Source organism: Nocardia elegans NBRC 108235, assembly GCF_001612845.1.
Lineage (GTDB): Bacteria > Actinomycetota > Actinomycetes > Mycobacteriales > Mycobacteriaceae > Nocardia > Nocardia nova.
The window spans coordinates 73,353-90,664 of sequence record NZ_BDBF01000005.1; the positions used below are offsets into that span (position 1 = coordinate 73,353).

At 65.2% G+C, this 17,312-nt stretch carries 15 protein-coding genes; 9 read left to right on the forward strand and 6 right to left on the reverse strand.

What is annotated here, in order from left to right; all coding sequences use genetic code 11:
- The first annotated feature begins 44 nt into the window (after positions 1 to 44).
- The 3 genes from NE2_RS04705 (at position 45) to NE2_RS04715 (ending at position 3,240) form a co-directional block, all read left to right on the forward strand.
- Entirely contained in the window at positions 45 to 1,658 is a 1,614-nt protein-coding gene (locus NE2_RS04705; protein ID WP_063024171.1) for an acyl-CoA synthetase, read from the forward strand.
- Between the two features lie 131 nt (positions 1,659 to 1,789).
- Positions 1,790 to 2,476, forward strand: a complete 687-nt coding sequence (locus NE2_RS04710) for an acetoacetate decarboxylase family protein (RefSeq protein WP_063024173.1) — start codon at positions 1,790 to 1,792, stop codon at positions 2,474 to 2,476.
- A complete protein-coding gene (locus NE2_RS04715) occupies positions 2,473 to 3,240 on the forward strand; it encodes an SDR family NAD(P)-dependent oxidoreductase (protein WP_063024175.1) in 768 nt (255 codons plus the stop codon). Before NE2_RS04710 ends, NE2_RS04715 begins: the two co-directional genes overlap by 4 nt.
- 34 nt (positions 3,241 to 3,274) lie before the next feature.
- On the opposite strand, the gene NE2_RS04720 is transcribed toward NE2_RS04715, so the two are convergent.
- Entirely contained in the window at positions 3,275 to 4,096 is an 822-nt protein-coding gene (locus NE2_RS04720) for a crotonase/enoyl-CoA hydratase family protein (protein WP_036525233.1), read from the reverse strand.
- 136 nt (positions 4,097 to 4,232) lie between these two features.
- Between NE2_RS04720 and NE2_RS04725 the strand changes: the two genes are divergently transcribed.
- A complete protein-coding gene (locus tag NE2_RS04725) occupies positions 4,233 to 5,855 on the forward strand; it encodes a succinic semialdehyde dehydrogenase (RefSeq protein WP_063024241.1) in 1,623 nt (540 codons plus the stop codon).
- 106 nt (positions 5,856 to 5,961) lie between these two features.
- On the opposite strand, the gene NE2_RS04730 is transcribed toward NE2_RS04725, so the two are convergent.
- Positions 5,962 to 7,362, reverse strand: a complete 1,401-nt coding sequence (locus NE2_RS04730; RefSeq protein WP_373862220.1) for a lipase family protein — start codon at positions 7,360 to 7,362, stop codon at positions 5,962 to 5,964.
- Between the two features lie 139 nt (positions 7,363 to 7,501).
- A complete protein-coding gene (gene nicT / locus NE2_RS04735; RefSeq protein ID WP_063024177.1) occupies positions 7,502 to 8,608 on the reverse strand; it encodes a Nickel transporter NicT in 1,107 nt (368 codons plus the stop codon).
- Between the two features lie 364 nt (positions 8,609 to 8,972).
- On the opposite strand from nicT, the gene NE2_RS04740 reads away from it, so the two are divergent.
- The gene (locus NE2_RS04740) at positions 8,973 to 9,275 is read left to right on the forward strand and encodes a class I SAM-dependent methyltransferase (protein WP_218018555.1); all 303 of its coding nucleotides are present in this window, start codon (positions 8,973 to 8,975) and stop codon (positions 9,273 to 9,275) included.
- Here NE2_RS04740 and NE2_RS04745 read toward each other — a convergent pair.
- Entirely contained in the window at positions 9,244 to 10,248 is a 1,005-nt protein-coding gene (locus NE2_RS04745) for an isopenicillin N synthase family dioxygenase (RefSeq protein WP_063024181.1), read from the reverse strand. The genes NE2_RS04740 and NE2_RS04745 overlap by 32 nt on opposite strands.
- 242 nt (positions 10,249 to 10,490) lie before the next feature.
- Between NE2_RS04745 and NE2_RS04750 the strand changes: the two genes are divergently transcribed.
- Together NE2_RS04750 and NE2_RS04755 are read left to right on the forward strand one after the other, a co-directional pair.
- Positions 10,491 to 11,534: an ABC transporter substrate-binding protein gene (locus tag NE2_RS04750; protein ID WP_063024183.1), complete on the forward strand. Its 1,044-nt coding sequence runs from the start codon at positions 10,491 to 10,493 to the stop codon at positions 11,532 to 11,534.
- A 75-nt stretch (positions 11,535 to 11,609) separates the two neighbouring features.
- Positions 11,610 to 12,878 (forward strand): low temperature requirement protein A, encoded by a 1,269-nt coding sequence (locus tag NE2_RS04755; RefSeq protein WP_063024185.1) that lies wholly within the window; start codon positions 11,610 to 11,612, stop codon positions 12,876 to 12,878.
- Between the two features lie 22 nt (positions 12,879 to 12,900).
- Here the strand turns inward: NE2_RS04755 and NE2_RS04760 are convergent, their stop codons facing one another.
- Together NE2_RS04760 and NE2_RS35460 are read right to left on the reverse strand one after the other, a co-directional pair.
- Complete coding sequence (locus NE2_RS04760; RefSeq protein ID WP_063024187.1) at positions 12,901 to 13,191, reverse strand: hypothetical protein; 291 nt, start codon at positions 13,189 to 13,191, stop codon at positions 12,901 to 12,903.
- A 545-nt stretch (positions 13,192 to 13,736) separates the two neighbouring features.
- Complete coding sequence (locus NE2_RS35460; protein WP_146165140.1) at positions 13,737 to 15,032, reverse strand: hypothetical protein; 1,296 nt, start codon at positions 15,030 to 15,032, stop codon at positions 13,737 to 13,739.
- A 118-nt stretch (positions 15,033 to 15,150) separates the two neighbouring features.
- Between NE2_RS35460 and NE2_RS04775 the strand changes: the two genes are divergently transcribed.
- Positions 15,151 to 16,026: a hypothetical protein gene (locus NE2_RS04775; RefSeq protein WP_063024192.1), complete on the forward strand. Its 876-nt coding sequence runs from the start codon at positions 15,151 to 15,153 to the stop codon at positions 16,024 to 16,026.
- A 90-nt stretch (positions 16,027 to 16,116) separates the two neighbouring features.
- On the forward strand, positions 16,117 to 17,250 hold the full coding sequence (locus tag NE2_RS04780; protein ID WP_063024193.1) for a hypothetical protein: 1,134 nt from the start codon (positions 16,117 to 16,119) through the stop codon (positions 17,248 to 17,250).
- The last annotated feature ends 62 nt before the right edge of the window (positions 17,251 to 17,312 follow it).

The window sequence follows — 17,312 nt, forward strand, 5'->3', positions numbered from 1 at the left end:
CGCCCTCAGTCCCGAACCGCCGCTACCGACGAGAGATCTCAGATATGCCGAACAATTTCGCCGACCTGTTCGAGCACGCCGTGGACGCCATGCCGGATCGGGTGGCGCTGATTCAGGGCGAGCGCCAGGTCACCTATCAGGAGCTGGAACGTCGCGCCAACCAGCTCGCCCATCACTTCGCCGCGGTGGGCCTGGGGGAGGGCAGCCACATCGGCTTCCAGATGCACAACAGCATCGAGACGATGGAAATCCTGATCGCCGCCTTCAAGATCCGGGCGGTGCCGATCAATATCAACTACCGCTACGGCGCGGACGAACTGCGCTACGTCTACGACAACGCCGACCTCGAGGCGGTGGTACACCACCGGTGCTACGCGCAGGTCGTGGATCAGGTGCGTCCGCAGGTGACCACGCTGCGCCACGCCTTCGTCGTCGACGACGATCAGGGCGGCGACGGGCTGCCCAGCGAATCCACGCCGTACGCGGAGGCATTCGAAAGCAGCTCGGCCGCACGCGATTTCGGTGAGCGCAGCGCCGACGACCTGTTCATGATGTACACCGGCGGCACCACCGGCATGCCCAAGGGCGTGATGTGGCGCCAGGAGGACATGTGGCGGGTGCTCGGCGGCGGCATCGACTTCTACACCAACGTGCCGGTGGCCGACGAGTTCGAACAGTCCCGGGTCGGCTCGCAGAACGACCCGCTGCGCTGGCTGATCCTGCCGCCGCTGATCCACGCCGCGGCGCTGATGCCCACGTTCACCGCACTGTGGTCGGGCAACACCGTCGTCTACGAACCGCGCTTCGACGCCGACCGGGTTTGGCAGGTGGTGGCCGGGCAGCGGGCGAATATCGTCGTCATCACCGGCGATGCCATGGCACGGCCGCTGCTCGAGTCCTTTCGGCGGTCGCCGGTGGACGCCTCCTCGATGGTCGCCCTCGCCTCCGGTGCGGCGCTGCTGTCGCAACCGGTGAAGAACGAGATGCTGGAGTTGTTCCCGCATGCGGTGATCACCGATTCGATCGGCTCCTCCGAAACCGGATTCGGCGGCATCGGCGTGGCGCAGAAGGACGACGACCCGTCCCGCGGGCCGCGCGTGCAGACCGGGCGCGGTGCGGTCGTGGTGGACGAGGAGGGCCGGGAGGTGGCGCCGGGCGAAGAGGGCTGGATGGCCAAGAAGGGGTCGGTGCCACTCGGCTACTACAAGGATCAGGCCAAGTCCGACAAGCTGTTCAAGACCGTCGACGGCGTCCGCATGGTCATCACCGACGACCGCGCGCGGGTGGAGGCCGACGGCACCATCACCCTGATCGGCCGCGGCAACATGGTGATCAACACCGGCGGCGAGAAGGTGTTCGTCGAAGAGGTAGAGGCTGTCGTGAAGGCCCACGAGGGCGTCTACGACGTGGTGGTCATCGGAGTTCCGCACGAGCGCTGGGGCCATCAGGTCGCGGCGGTGGTGTCGGTGGCAAGCGCCGATCCGCTGGATTTCGCCGACCTCGAGGCACACGTCCGCAAGCATCTCGCCGGATACAAACTGCCGCGCAGCATTTGGGTGGTCGACGCGGTCGGACGCACCCCCAGTGGGAAACCGGACTACCGGTGGGCGAAAGCCCATGCCGAATCCCATCCGCCGGCCCACACCGTCGGCTCCTGAACCCCTCGGGTTCCGCGCCGGACGTCGCGCCCGCGGCGTTCGGCGCCGTCGTGTCCGGGCGATCTCGGTGAATGGGATTTCCCGGTCGAGAGGGCCTGCCGAATCAGACTGGAACGTGTTCTACTTGGAGGATGACAGCGGTGCATTCCGTACTCGGTGAAAAAGTCAGGATGCCGGTCGAGATCCGCGACGCCGACGCCTGTGCGGCGACATTTCTCGTCGACGCGGCGGCGGCCCGGGAGATCGTGGCGCCGACCGGACTCGAACCACTCACGGTCGCCGGACGCGGGGTGTGCTCGCTGGTCTTCGTGCGCTACGTGGACGGCGACCTCGGTCCCTATCACGAATTCGGCCTCACCCTCATGGTGCGCGGCCGGGACAAGGACCTCGGCGTCTACATTCCCTGGCTGCCGGTGAACCAGACCTTCACCTGCGCCGCCGGCCGCGAGATCTGGGGCTTTCCCAAGGAGATCGCCGATATCCGGATCACGCCGGTGCGTCGCGGCAAGCGCTGCGAGGTGCGCATCGACGACCGTCTGGTGGTGGCGATGGAGGTCGCCGGTGGCGTGCCGTCGCCGGGCGGAATGGGTGGTGCGTCGATCGCCGCCTACACCCATATGGACGGCGTCCTGCGCCGCACCCCGTGGGTGATGAATCCGTCGCAGGTGCGAATGGGTTTGGGCGGCACCAGGATCGAGCTGGGCGATCACCCCGTGGCGGACCGGATGCGAGCGCTGGGCCTGCCCAAGCGTGCCCTGTTCAGCAGCCGGATCGGACTGCTGCGCATGACTTTCGAAGACGCGGTGGAGGTTCGATGAGCAAGACAGCACTGGTGACCGGTGCCGCCAGCGGCATGGGACGCATGGCGGCCCAGCGACTGGCGGCGGGCGGCTATCGGGTGGCCGCACTCGATATCAACGAGACCGGCCTGGCCGAAACCGCGCGCCGATCCCCGAATATGAGCACCTACACCTGTGATGTCGCCGACGAGCAGGCGGTGCGCGCGGTGGTCGACAAGGTCCGCTCGGACCTCGGGCCGATCGAGCACGTGGTGCACGCGGCGGCGCTGTGCCGGGTGGGTTCGGCTCTGACCCACGATGTTTCGGAGATGCGCCGGGTGATGGACATCAACTACGGCGGGACGATCAATATCTGCCAGGCCATCGTGCCGGAGATGAAGCAAGCGGGCCGCGGCACGCTGGTGCTGTTCGCCTCGGTGGCGGGCTGGCTGCCCTCGCCGGGCCTGGCCGCCTACTCGGCCTCCAAATTCGCTGTCGTCTGCTACCACGAAGCACTGGCCCAGGAGTTGAACGGGACCGGGGTGCGGGTGATCTCGATCTGCCCGCCGATCGTGGAAACCCCGCTGCTGGACGGCATTCGGGCCGCCAACGAGGCAGTGGTAGCCGGTCAGAAGGGCATCACCCCGGACCGGGTGCTCGATGCCGCCGAGCGGGCGGTAGCCGACCCGAAGGCGCCACTGTTCATCTTCCCCGGTCCGGCCAAGCCGCTGTGGCTGGCACGGCGTTTCGCCCCGAACTTCCTGCGCAAGCAGGTCACTCGGATGGTGAAGCCGGAATTGTGACGGTGCACCCGGCGGACAGCCGGGTGCGGCGGCGTCAGCGGCCCTTGAACTCGGGCTTACGGCGTTCGGCGAAGGCGCGCGGGCCCTCCTTGGCGTCCTCACTGCGGAAGACGGTGAGGCCGAGCTGCGAGTCGATCTTGAAGGCCTCGTTCTCGTGCATGCCCTCGGTGTCGCGCATGGTCTTCAGGATCGCCTGCACCGCCAGCGGGCCGTTGGCGTTGATCTTCTCGGCGAGCTCGAGCGCCTTGTCCAGCGCGGTCCCGTCCGGCACCACGTGGCCGATCAGGCCGTACTCCTTGGCCTCGGCCGCGGTGATGTGGCGGCCGGTGAGCAGGATGTCGGCGGCGACGGTGTAGGGGATCTGCCGGGGCAGTCGCACGGCCGAGCCGCCCATCGGGAACAGGCTCCAACGCGCCTCGGACACACCGAATTTCGCGCTCTCGCCGGCGACGCGGATGTCGGTGCCCTGCAGAATCTCGGTTCCGCCGGCGATGGCCGCGCCCTCGACGGCGGCGATCAGCGGCTTGGTCAGGCGGCGGCCCTTGAGCAGACCCGGAATGTTGGTCGGGTCGAAGGCGCCGCCGGCGCTCATATTCTTGGCCGGATCCTGTTTGGTCATCGCCTTGAGGTCGGCGCCCGCGCAGAACGCGCCGCCCGCGCCGGTGAGGATGCAGGAGCGGATCTCCGGGTCGTTGTCGACGGTGTCCCACGCCTGCACCATCAGGTCGAGCATCTCGGCCGACAGCGCATTGCGGACGGCCGGCCGGTTCATGGTGACGATCAGGGTGGCGCCGCGTCGCTCCAGCAGCGCATGGGGTTCCGTGTTGCTACCTGTTTCAGTTGCTGCCGTCGTCATCGCCGACCCACTTTCCTCATGGTATTACTCGCGTTTTGCGGACGAAGTTACCCCGCAACGTTGTACAGAACAATAACGTGTTCTAGTTTGAATGATGGTGACCGCCGTCACGGGCGGCAAGTTATGGAGATCGCTGATGGAGACAACCACGCACAGCGGTGCGGACGCGACCTCGCGCGGCGGCGCGAGCACGTTGCCGCCGCGGATCACGAAGGCGCTGATCGACCGCCTCACCGGGCTGATCACCGCGGGCGCCGCGGGGGAGAAGCGCGAACCCTACGACATGATCGAGGTGTACACCGGCGCGGTCGTCGGTGAGCTGCCGCAGTCCTCGCCCGAGGACGTCGCCGCGGCGGCCGACAAGGCTCGGGCGGCGCAGCGAGAATGGGCGAACTGGCCGGTCAAGCGCCGGCTGCAGGTCTTCGAGAAGGCCCATGAGCTGATTCTCTCCGAACTCGACACCATCGCGGACCTGATTCAGATCGGTTGCGGCAAGACCCGCCGGATGGCCATCGAGGAATCGTGCGATCCGGTGATGGTGATCAGCCACTACCTCAAACATGCCGAGCGGATCCTGAAACCGATCCGGCGTGGCGGCGCGATGCCCATCATCTCCACCTCCACCGAACAGCATCGGCCCAAGGGCGTCGTCGCGGTGATCGCGCCGTGGAACTTCCCCTTCGCGATCTCGATCTCCGATTCGATTCCGGCCCTCATCGCCGGCAACGGCGTGGTGATCAAACCGGACAACAAGACCGCGCTGTGCACGCTCTACGGCGTCGAACTGCTGCGCAAGGCGGGGCTGCCGCGCGATCTGATCCAGGTCGTCTGCGGTACCGGACCCGACGTCGGCCCCACCTTGATCGACCACAGCGATTTCGTGATGTTCACCGGTTCCACCGCGACCGGTCGCACCATCGGCGAGCGCGCGGGCCGCAACCTCATCAGCTGCAGCCTCGAACTCGGCGGCAAGAATCCGATGATCGTGCTCGAGGACGCCGACCTCGACGAGGTCATTCCGGGTGCGATCTTCGCGGTGTACGGCAACTCCGGCCAGGCGTGTATGCATATCGAGCGCATCTACGTGCACGATCGCATCCACGACGAGTTCGTGCGCCGATTCGTCGCCGCGGCAGAGGAATTGGGGTCGAAGGCGGGTGCCTCCTACACCGCCGACCCGGAATTCGGCTCGCTGGTGTCGGTCGATCACATGCGGAGGGTGGCCTCGCACGTCGACGACGCCGTCGCGAAGGGCGCGACCGTACTGACCGGCGGCAAGGCCCGCCCGGACATCGGCCCGGCCTTCTACGAGCCGACCGTGCTGACCGGTGTGACCCCCGAGATGGAGCACGCGACCGTCGAGACCTTCGGCCCGGTCGTCACCATCTACCGCTACACCGACGAGAACGAGGCCGTCCGGCAGGCCAATGCCACCACCTACGGTCTCAACGCCAGCATCTGGAGTTCGGATCTCGCTCGTGCGGAGAAGCTCGCCGACCGGCTCGAGGCGGGCAACGTCAACGTCAACGACGGCTTCGTCGCGACCTATTCGGCGAAGATGACGCCCTCGGGCGGCGTCAAACAGTCCGGCGTGGGCACCCGGCACGGCGACGCGGGCCTGCTCAAGTACACCGATACGGTCAACGTCGGCGTGCAGAAGAAGCAGGTGCTCTCAGCCCGGGCGGGTATGCCGTTCGAAAAGCAGCTCAAGAGCACGCTCATCACGTTGCGTCTGAGCCGCCGGCTGCGCATCCGCTGACGGGTCGATGCCGTCGATCTCCACGGAAAGGGCCCGTTCGTCCCCCTGACGAACGGGCCCTTCCCATCACCCGGCACCACGCTGTGCCGGCAGCTCTGCGCGCGGCCTACTTCACGCCGATCGGCTTACCGAAGAACGAGGCGAAGGTTTCGCCGAAGGTCGAGGCCAGCATCTGGAAACCGTTGGGGTCCAGCAACAACCAGCCCGCATCTGCGGTGTGACAGCCCGGCTGCGCGGGTACGCCGTCGAGACGGTCGCGCAACCACAGCATCGCCGGGCCGCCGCCGGAGATCTCGGTGGCGACATGTTCGGCGAAGTGTTCACGGGTGTATTGCACTGTGGCGGAGGGGTTTCGGCAGTAGGTGTCGACGAGGTTGTTCACCTGGCCGACCGGGATGATCTCGTCCGGGTTGCCCTGCCAGATGTACATCGGCATATCCGGCACCGACTTGCCCATGCGGGTTTCGTCCAGTACGTCGGCGACCGCGGGCTGCTGGAGCGGATCGCCAGGAACCCGCAACATTCCTTCGAGATTCAGAAACGGCAGCAGCGAGCTGACGTACTGCACGCACAATTCGCTCTGAATCGTGGTCAGCCCCTTGCCCAATGGGTCCATATGCTCGTCGACGAAACGCGCGAATTCGGGGTATTCGCGGGTCAGACCCATCACTGCGGCCAGTACCAGCCCCGAGGTCGCCTGTCCGTTGGCCACCTTCAGCGTCATGCCGAGATCGGCCGGAACCCCGCCCTCGGCCGCGCCGACGATATTCAGCTCCGGTGCGTAGGTGCTCTTCAGTTCGGCCGCGTGACCGGTCGCGATCGCACCGCCGGAGTAGCCGTAGAGGCCGATCCTGGTCTGCGGGCTCAACCGCATCGGCTCGAAATCTCGGGCCGCGCGAACGCCGTCGAGGGTGATCCGGCCGGCGAGCGGGCCCGCGGCATAGGCGTTGTTCGGCCCCTCGTGATCGGGAATCACCACCGCCCAGCCCTGCTGCAAAGCGCCCTGGGCGATCACGAATTCGGCCGGGGCCACGATCTGGCCCAGGAACGGACCGGCCGAGAAATGCTGGATCGCGTAGGAGGGCGCGCAGTAGCCGGCGAGGGAATCCTCGGCGATCTGCATCGAGACCAGTTTGTCCGGTGCCGAACCGCGTGGTTTCAGAACCGTCGCAACCGCCGGGATCGGTTGGTCGCGACTGTCGTTCGATCGGTACGAGATCTGCCACGCGTCGACGTTGACCGGGATCAGCCCGAGGTTGGCCACCCGCACCTGCCGCGCGGCGATGATCTCGCCGGGCTGCTTCGCCGCGACGATCTCCGGGGCCGGGTGGTAGAAGCCCGGGTCCAGCTCGGGCGGTAGCGGAACCGGGGCCGCGGGTGCGACCGGCGCGGGTTCGGCGCCGGCGTGCGGCGGATGAGCCACCACTGCGGCCAGAGCGGTCAATGCCGCCGCAGCGGCGAGGGCACAGGTCGTCCGGCGGATGCGGCGCGTCCAGGATTCGGTCACACTCGGCTCCTTTGCTAATGCGAGACTGCTCCGTCTCACATATGCAGCGAACTATGGCACAGGTGTGATCGCCGTCGCAAGAATGTCGCACGCCGGCCGGCGATGCGCGGCTCGAGAGGTGCGGTCGAATGTGCTGTGGCTAGGCCGATTCTTCGGTCGGCGCGGTCGCCCAGCGCTCGTCCACCTTCGCCAGCCGCCAGTAGGCGATCGCGACTACCCAGGCGAGGACGAATAATCCGACGATCGCGAATCCCGCGTTGTTGAGGTCGATACCGGCGATCCACTCTCCGACCGGGCCGCCGAAGCCGGTGTCGTCGTGCAGCACCTTGATCAGCTCGATCGAGCCGATGAACAGGGCCACCGCGATCGACAGGCCGGTGATGGCCAGGTTGTAGAAGATCTTGCGCACCGGATCGGAGAACGCCCAGTCGTAGGCGACGTTCATGAACAGGCCGTCGATCGTGTCCATCACGCTCATCCCCGCCGCGAACAGCAACGGCAGCACCACGATCGCGTACCAGGGCAGTCCCGCCGCCGCGCCGGACCCGGCCAGCGCGAGCAGCGCCACCTCGGTCGCGGTGTCGAAACCCAGGCCGAACAGCACGCCGACCGGATAGACGTGCACCGGCCGCCCCACCATCCGCATCACCGGCGCCAGCAGGCGTGCCAGGAATCCGCGCGAATCGAGCGCCGCCTCCAGTTCCGCGCGATCGTATTCGCCGCTGTGGCGCAGACGGCGGAACACCCGCCAGATACCGATCAGCGCAACCACATTGAGCAAACCGATCAGATACAGGAACGATCCGGAGGCCACGGTCGAGATGGTGCCCAGCGTTTTGCGGGTCGACGAGTCCTCGTCGACCAGGGTGCCCACCACGTGCGCACCCGCCACCACCAGCGCGGCGAGGACGAACACGATCGTGGAATGCCCCATCGCGAACCAGAATCCGACCGATTTGGGGCGTTTGCCGTCGCTCATCAGCTTGCGCGTGGTGTTGTCGATGGCGGCGATGTGGTCGGCGTCGAAGGCGTGGCGCAGCCCGAAGGTGTAGGCCGTGATGCCCAGTCCGATGCCGAAGACCTCCGTGCCGATGCGATAACCGTGCGGGGCGATCGCGCCGAACAGCAGGCCGAATCCGATCAGATGCATCAACGCGACCACACCGAGCAGCACCGCCGCTTCCAGCCAGTCACGCCGGGACCAGTCCCGCAGCACATCGCGAAGCAGGCGACGACGAGTGGACATGTGCCACAACCCTTCTGGGGAACCCGCGTCCCCGTCCGTGCACAGCGACGAAAGGGGTCTGGCTGACAGCATGGGCTGAACACAGTGGCGCGACCGCACCGGATTGGCACCGGTTTCCCGTTCCCATCGCGAGAACTCTGCGGACTATACCAACGGACCGCATCCGTGCGGCCACGGTCTGCGCAGGTCGCAACGAGGGCGGCGACAGGGTTCCCGATCGATGAAATGTCGGGTATGCCCCCGTGCCCGGGAATTAGAGGAGGCTCGGCGTAACACAGTCTGTCGTGCGACGACTGTGTGTGGATACCAGTTCCGCAGGGTCAGCGTTTCAGCATGCCGTTTCAGCAATGTCAGGGGAGCCTTCATGTCGCAGTCTTCTGCCGCGTACCCGAGTATGGTGCCGGTAACGGCAAGGACAACTTCGAAGTCGTATATCGACGCACTGCCGTCCGGTTCGTATGTGGCGATCGCGCATTTCTACGATCCGGAGGAATCCGGTCCGAGCGAACTCGCCCGCAAGATGGTCGAACCGGGGCTCGTGCTGTGCGACGACTGGTGGCCGGACGGCCCGCGACTCACACCGCTGTCGGATGTGCGCCGCTGCATCGTGGGCGGAGTCGGCCGCAAGCGGTGGCTCAGTACGCCCGCGCCGGCGCGCTCGGGGTGATGCCGTGATGCCGTTCGGCCACGTCCGGATGGGCCCGGATGCGCGATTTCCAGGCGTTGCGGCCGTAGGTGTCGAAGATCGGATTGTCCGGGTCGGTGGTGACCCCGCGTGCGGCCGCGGCCAATTCCGGTGGCAGCGGCAGCAGCGGTATCCGGGCATCCAGCGCCGGATTCAGGAAGTACGGAATGGAGATGCGGTCGGTACCCGGCTCCGGGGCGAGCACGCGGTGGCGGGTGGCACGCAGATAGCCGCCACTGGCCACCTCGAGCAGCTCGCCGATATTCACGATGAAGGCGCCCGGCAGCGGCGGCGCGTCCACCCATTCGCCGGACGACAGCTCCACCTGCAGGCCGTGCGAATCCGGTTCCACCAGCAGCAGGGTGAGCACGCCGGAATCCTTGTGCGCGCCCACGCCCTGGGGATTGTCCGGGTTACCGGGGTAACGCACCACCTTGATCAGCGTGGCCGGCCGGTCCGCGAAGGCCGGATCGAAGAATGCCTCCGACGCGCCCAGGGCCGCGGCCCAGTGCCGTAGCAGGGCACGCCCGACTCGCGCGAGAGATTCGTCCCAATCACGCAGTGCGGGACGAAGTTCCGGAAGCGCCGTCGGCCAGAGGTTGGGCCCCTGCAGTCGCCAGTACCCCTCCGCCCCGGCGATCGCCTCGGCCTCCGGCCCGATATCGATCTGCTCGCGCCAGTCGACCAGGCCGTTGGTCAGCTCGCCGCCGAGCCGCGAATAGCCGCGGAACTGCGGACTGCGTAATTGGCTGATCTCCTGTTTGGCCGCCTCCGGCAGTGCGAAGAACCGCCGGGCCAAGGCGAGCAGTTCGGCGCCGCGCTCGGGCGCGACACCGTGACCGGTGAGGTAGAAGAACCCGAATTCGTGTGTGGCCGCGCGTAATTCGACACGAAACCGCTGCGGATCGGAATCCGCGCTCGCCAGATCGAGTACCGGGAGTACGCGCTCGGTCATCGCACATCCTTATCCTCGGGGTCATCGCCAGATCTACCGCATTCGCACCGGTGTCCGAAAGGGTTCGACTCGGACGGAATTCAATTGTTCCGCAGGGGTGTACTCGAGGTGATCGACGCGTATTTCCGGCAACCGAATCGTCGTGATTCAAAGGGGAGGCTCGGTAATTCACAACACCTAGGCTCGGCCGAGCCGACGCGCACCACCGTGCCGTCGTGCGCAGTGTCGAGAGGAATTACCTGATGTCCGGACGTATCCGCACCGCATTATCCGTCTTCGCAGCCGGTACGGCTGCCGCTGTGCTACTCACCGCCTGCGGCAGCGGAGGATCCGCCCACACCGAGAACGGGGTGACCTCGCTTCGGTATCTGGGCTGGACCGATCAGGTCACGCTTCCGGAGCTCGCGGAGAACCTCGGATTCTTCGACGGCAAGATCAAACTCGACTACGTCGGCAACACCATCAGCGGGCCGCAGGAAATCCAGACCGCCGCGACCGGGCAGGTCGACTTCGGCGGGGCCTTCGCCGGTGCGGTCGCCAAGCTGGCCGGCGCCGGGGCGCCCATCACCGCGGTGGTCAACTACTACGGATCGGACGAGAAGTCCTTCCAGGGCTATTACACGCTCGACAACAGCCCGATTCGTTCGGCCGCGGATCTGGTCGGCAAGAAGGTCGGCGTGAATACGCTCGGTGGCCAGAACGAGGCCGATATCCACGATGCGTTGAAGAAGGCCGGACTGAGCGTCGACCAGATCAAATCGGTGCAATTGGTGGCGCTGCCGCCGCCGAATATCGAACAGGCGCTGCGTCAGGGACAGATCGACGCCGCGGCATTGAACGGCCAGTTCCAGCAGCGCGCGGTGGCCAACGGCGGAGTGCGCCCGATTTTCACCGAACTCGACGAATACGGCGGCCCGATCAACGGCGGGCCTTACGTCTTCCGCAATGACTTCATCGCGAAGAACCCCGATGTGGTCCGCACCTTCACCACCGGCGTCGCGAAGGCGATCGAATGGGAGCGCAGCACGCCGCGGGACCAGGTGATCGCGAAATTCACCGATATCATCAACGCCCGCCACCGTGCGGGAGAGGACACGTCGACGCTGAAATACTGGCTGTCCGTGGGGGTTCCGGCGCGCTACGGCAAGGTGTCGGACGAGGACTTCACCCGCTGGCAGAGCTGGCTCGAGGACACCGGGGCCATCGATCACAAGCTGGACCCGAGCAAGTTCTACACGAACAAGTTCAACTCGCTGCTGCAGCCGTCGGACGCTTCCGGGAAGTAGCGCGCGCACGCGTCCTGCCACGGCGACGGGCCGGCAGCGGCGAGCCGACCCGTCGGTACGGCATCATCGGTGCCCATGAGCGACTCCGTATCCACCGGCGGCGCCCGCGGCCCGGCGCACCGCCTCATCCGGATGACCGGCCGCGACCCCGACGAACCGGGGCGCGTGTCCTCGCCCTTGGAGCTGCTGTTCGATCTGACCTTCGTGGTCGCGGTCGGCACCGCGGCGTCGTACTTCGCCGAGATGGTGGCCGACGGGCATGCGGGCAAGGCGGTGCTCGCCTTCGTGCTGGCGATGTTCGCGATCGTCAACGCCTGGATCAATTTCAGCTGGTTCGCCTCGGCGTTCGACACCGACGACTGGCTGTACCGCGTGCTCACCATGGTGGTGATGATCGGTGTGGTGGTCTTCGCCCTCGGCCTGCCCGCGATGTTCCATTCGGTCGATGTGGGCGACCACCTCGACGTGCGGGTGATGGTCGTCGGCTACATCGTGATGCGGATCGCGATGGTGTTGCAGTGGTGGCGCGCCGGACGGGAGTCGCCGTCCTTCCGGCACGTCGGCTACGGGAGCATCCGGTGGACGATCATCGCCCAAATCGGCTGGGTGATCATCGCATTCGTGCACATGCCGCTGCTCGTGGCCGGGGTGGGATGTGTACTGCTCGGCGTGCTGGAACTGCTCGTACCGGTGCTGACGCAGGGCCGCGCGAGTGGTACCCCGTGGCATCCGCATCACGTGGCCGAACGCTACAGCCTGTTCGCCATCATCGCGCTCGGTGAGGGCGTGGTCGGCACGGTCGCCTCCTCGGGCGGGCTGCTCGGCGGCAGCGACGGCGGGCAGTGGAGTGCCGATGCGATCGCGATCGTGGTCGCCGGCGTGGGCCTGACCTTCGGCATGTGGTGGGTGTACTTCACCACCCCGTTCGGCGAGATCCTCGTGCACCGCCGCAACCGCGGCTACCTGTTCGGTTACGGCCACATCCCGCTCTACATGGGTATCGCCGGCGCCGGCGCGGGCCTGCACGTCGCGGGCCTGTCGCTTGAGCACCACTCCCACATCGGCCCGGTCGCGGTGGTCCTGGCCCTGGCTCTCCCGGTGGGCGTGTACCTGCTGATGGTCTATCTGCTGCACACCCTGCTGCTGTCGACTCCGGACCCGTTCCACATCCTGCTGCTCACCCTCACGGTCGTGGTCCTGGCCGTCGCGGTGATCCTGGCCGCGCTGGGCGCCTCGATCGCCGTATGCCTACTGGTGGTGATGATCTCCCCGTTCATCACCGTGGTCGGCTACGAAACCGTCGGCTATCGGCATCAGCGCGAGATGCTGGCGAATCTGGAGTGACGCGAGCCAGCCCGTCACCGTGCTATCGAGGACCTGGCGACCAGTACGGCGTCCGATCCGGCGGCTGCTGCGCGGAATGCTGCTGCGGCGGGCTCCACAACGGGACATCCTGGTGCTGCGGCGGAGTCCACATCGGGACGTCCTGGTGCTGCGGGGGAGTCCACATCGGCAGGTCCTGGTGCTGCGACGCCTCCGGGGCGGAACCTCCCCGCCGCCGCCCCGGCGCTTTCGCCAGACTGACGATCAACAGAACCGCTCCCGCGATGAGAATGATGATCCCCAGGATCACCACCAAGCCGATGAGTGCCGCCACGAACAAAGTTGTAGCACAAGGTTTTCCGGTGGTCCCGGAAATGGGAAGGGAGCTCGCCCAGAGGATCGGCTGTGGACGGTGAAGTTACCCGAACCCGGCACCGCGATCCGCACCCGGCAAAGCAAGAGGCCCTGACCAGTGGATTGGTCAGGGCCTCTGCCGTGTCTCCACACACGAGTCGGGGTGACAGGATTTGAACCTGCGACCTCTTCGTCCCGAACGACAGGTCAGGCTGTTTTGTCTGATTCTGGCGAGTGCCGAAATCGTTGGATCCGCTGTTTGAACAGGCAGCAGTTTCGATGGTGGCGTTGGTAGCGATTGAGCCAATCCGATTCTGTTGCGGACGAACTGCGGACCGGAAGGCAGCCAACCACCACGGTCGCCTTAGCGAGAGACGGTCGGGAGGCCGAGCAGGTAAGGGTGCGAGTGAGTCTGGATTGTCGCCACCAGTGGCGTGCGCTGCCAGTGAAGACTAGCTGCCTCGCCCAGCGAGCCGTGTTCGTCGTTCCCTGATCGTTGGGGGCGAACCTATTCGAAGAGGTGTCCTAGCCGGGTTGATTGACTTCGGACCTGTGGGCAGCAACCACAGCGATGCGACCCGCAGTCACGCTTGAGTTGATGAAAGCCCGAATGTCCGCGAGTGAGACGCCACTACTTCCGACCCAACCTTCTTTGACCAACTCCGCGAACTGGGTATTGCCGAGCCAGCGTCGAAGATTGTCGTGTGTGATGGCTGCACCGCCTCGCGGCCCACGAAGAGCGTTGTCGTCGTACAGGCGCTTCAGCAACGCGGAAGGCACATACATGCCTGCAGTCAGATCGCTTGCTTTGCCCGGGGAGACAACCGGATACGCGAACTTTGTGAATGTTGCACTCGCTCCCAGCCTGAACGCAGCTGGACTGACCGTGCTTGAGCTCGTACTGCTCAACGCGTCGAGGCTAACCATTCGTATGAGTTGATCCGGGAGCCTCGCATCTACGCCTGAGACGCGCTTCCCTTCCCTTTTCTCCATCCGCTTGTACTGCACAAGCACAAAGCAATCGTAGTCGTGGTTGTAGTAGATCAGATCGACGCCCGTAGCGGCCTCTACGCCTGTGGCATTCACATTCATGACGTCGAGCGTGTGTCGGCGGTCAGTGAAGCGAACGATGTGTTCTCTCTGCGCCACACCTACCATCCCGGGAAAGTTGCGCAGGTCGTTGTCAATGAGGCTCGCCTCTGACGGGTCGACCAGGAGTTCAGCCAACGGGCTCTCGCCGAGAGGTGGTGCGGAGCGTAGTTCTTCAACGTCTATGCCGCTGAACATCAGCGCAGTGCCGACAGCGTTTGTGTGGTCTTGTCGGATCGTTCCAGTAACTCGCGAAGCCATCCACTCCGGAACCCCGCCGGACCCTGGCCACTCACCCTCTTGAATTCGGGACCGAATCACCGAACGAAGCTTGTTTGAATTAGCGGCGCTGAGCGAGCCGCCCCGATAACTGCGGGTTACCGCCTGCGAAACAGCGTTCCATGCGGAGCCGAGCTCAGATTCAATGTCCGAGAGCAAGATTGGGGAGGACAGCTCACGTACCGCACTCAGCTCCAACGTCCTGTCCATGTTTTGCCGTCGCCCGACAGACTTCACCCATCCGAGATGCGTGACGGCATATTCATGCTCACCATACGTAACGACAACAGCTACACGGCCGAGGCCTGGGCTCTCCGCATCAAGACTGTCCGCGAAAGTAAGCGAGTCACGACCGTGCTCCACCAACTGATACTCAAGCGCCTCTGCCGGGAATGTCACGATGTGCAGGCGATCCGAAGCGGTTGACTTCATACCGTAGTTTTCCACCTTCACCAGGCAGCCTGGACGGATGGGCCTTCAGGCATCCGGAGCGGGTCACAAACTCCACGCCCGGCGGGTTTCGTCAAGGACAAACGGCCACATGCCATCTCACCCAGGCTAGCCTATCCCGATGGCTTCCGACAGCGACCACTCTGCCCTGTACAGCTCGTGGAGCTGCCAGCTCCACGAGCTGTACACCGCGTGGACACTGACGAACGTGCAGTTTGCCGTGGGTGCTCGGCCCGGATCTCGCGCCGCACACGATGATGCCGAGCTCGCGGCACGCTTCCCCGATCTGACGAAGCCCGAAGGCACCGGTGCCGGCATCGACGCTGTCCAGATGATCGACGCCGCAGCACAGCACATGCGTGCCCTAAAGGCATTGGTGGACACCCGCACCGTAGCTTTGACGCCGTGGCCGATTGCTCGTGCGATCGCTGAGCACGTCGCCCACGCCGGGTGGCTTCTCGAACCCGACCTGGCGCCAGAGGCCCGCATGGCGCGTCGATGGATGGCCCGCCTAGCGGCGGCCCAACGGGCCCGCTGGCTGGCGGACGCACGAAAACTGCCGAACGCTCGAGTGAGAGAGTTCAAGAAGTTGCGTGACGCCATGCGTCAGCAGGTCCTGCAGCGGTTCCCCGGTATGGAACTCGAATGGAACGACCCAGCGACTATGCCTCCGTGGGTGATCGCGGGCGAGACCTTTCCGGGGTTGGGACAACAGGTTAGGGCGTTGTCTGTGCATGGTGCGGACAAGGTTGCCGGTTTGTATGACACGTTCAGCCTGTTTTCGCACCCCAATCCGATGGCGCTGTCGGCGCAGTCGGCAACTACGAACGTCGGTACCCACCTCGTCGTCGGATATCGCGCCGATGCTGAGGAATTGAGGTCACTCGTCACCGGGGCGAGCTCGCTCGTGTATCTCGCTGCACAGGCTGCTTGCAGGTATCTCGGCTGCGCGAACGACGAGCTTCTCACGAGTTGGTTCGAGACCTATCTAGCATGACGCTTCCACACCTGGTTACGGGGAACTTCCGGTGGACACTGACACCGGAAGGACGTCCAGGGCAGTTGTTGACGCTCGTACACTTCGCTGGTGGCTTCCAGCGTACTGGCTGAGCATCCTGCCAGCTTCGACTTCGATTACAGCTATTGGTTCGACTGCGAGTGTGGACAACGCGTCGAGGTGTCGGCCGCCGCGTATGAACAGCAATGCCAGGATGAAGAGCCCTACCCACTGTGTGACTGTGGCAGGACCATCGATATTTCCGAAGCGCATCCGGCACTTCGAGACCTGGAGGATATCGATGTTCAGAATGGTCGTGTCATCGAACACTTCTGGTATCACTCAAGCCCACAACAGAATTGGCCGTCTCCGACTTACCGCGAGGATCTGGCCGCGCAACTGAGACAGTGGGAGTATCCGGAAGATGAGCGCGAGAGCGTGATCGAGGCGAAGGCCTCACTGGCTCTTCATCTGGGAACATACGCCGCCGCAATCGAGAACATGCTGCGGCGCATCCACCGTCAGGATTCGTCAGCCTGCCCGTATTGGCTCCACCAAGTGCAGATACGCCTCAGGAATGCAGACCTCGCACAAGCTGTCCACAGCGAATTGGGTGACATCGTCGGAGATGTCCGAATGTCGGCGCTGGCTGATCTCGGCGCGCGAGCGGTCCGCTACGTCAACGCCCGCGAGGCGCCGGGGTCGATCTCGCTTGCCATCGACCCGCAGGTGATCCTGCAGGTGCGGACAATCCCGCTGTCGTCGACGACGGCGGGATTGCCCGCCACCGAAGCGGGCCGGCGGGCGGTTGCCCGCGCCAACGCTGATCTGGATGCCGCGCAGGTGCTTCGACCCGATACCAGCGGAATCCCGGAAGATCAGGTTTTCGAGTCAGATTTGGACATTTTCCGTGCCGAGGTGCGAGGTTGCGCTGTCAGCGACGAGGCTAGGCGGTTCACCGAGCAGTTCGCCCCGCAGTTCGCGATGTATCGCGATCGGGAACGCGAGATCTGGTCGAACTTCAAAGCTGCACTGACGGAGACTTATCTGCGTGGCATGACCCCACAGCTGCGTGATCGAGTGCGCAGCGTCTCGTCCGCCGAAGACCCGGAGCAGTATCACCAACGGTTGCGAGGATGGGCTGGTCTGATTCATCGGGCAGATGCGGTAGTCGAGCAGTTCAAGAGCGCTTCGTGGCGCACGCCATCGCATGTGGCGCGTTGAGTGCGAGACCCATGCTCGACCTCAAGTGCCGGGCGGACACCGCTCAAACCAGTGCGCGGATC

What these genes read in the sequence shown, in the direction of transcription:
- NE2_RS04775 (WP_063024192.1), top strand. Translation starts at nt 15,151, where the DNA reads ATGGCTTCCGACAGCGACCACTCTGCCCTGTACAGCTCGTGGAGCTGC.
- NE2_RS04740 (WP_218018555.1), top strand. Translation starts at nt 8,973, where the DNA reads ATGTCGCAGTCTTCTGCCGCGTACCCGAGTATGGTGCCGGTAACGGCA.
- NE2_RS04705 (WP_063024171.1), top strand. Translation starts at nt 45, where the DNA reads ATGCCGAACAATTTCGCCGACCTGTTCGAGCACGCCGTGGACGCCATG.
- NE2_RS04745 (WP_063024181.1), bottom strand. Translation starts at nt 10,248, where the DNA reads ATGACCGAGCGCGTACTCCCGGTACTCGATCTGGCGAGCGCGGATTCC.
- NE2_RS04720 (WP_036525233.1), bottom strand. Translation starts at nt 4,096, where the DNA reads ATGACGACGGCAGCAACTGAAACAGGTAGCAACACGGAACCCCATGCG.
- NE2_RS04750 (WP_063024183.1), top strand. Translation starts at nt 10,491, where the DNA reads ATGTCCGGACGTATCCGCACCGCATTATCCGTCTTCGCAGCCGGTACG.
- nicT (WP_063024177.1), bottom strand. Translation starts at nt 8,608, where the DNA reads ATGTCCACTCGTCGTCGCCTGCTTCGCGATGTGCTGCGGGACTGGTCC.
- NE2_RS04725 (WP_063024241.1), top strand. Translation starts at nt 4,233, where the DNA reads ATGGAGACAACCACGCACAGCGGTGCGGACGCGACCTCGCGCGGCGGC.
- NE2_RS04755 (WP_063024185.1), top strand. Translation starts at nt 11,610, where the DNA reads ATGAGCGACTCCGTATCCACCGGCGGCGCCCGCGGCCCGGCGCACCGC.
- NE2_RS04710 (WP_063024173.1), top strand. Translation starts at nt 1,790, where the DNA reads ATGACAGCGGTGCATTCCGTACTCGGTGAAAAAGTCAGGATGCCGGTC.
- NE2_RS04715 (WP_063024175.1), top strand. Translation starts at nt 2,473, where the DNA reads ATGAGCAAGACAGCACTGGTGACCGGTGCCGCCAGCGGCATGGGACGC.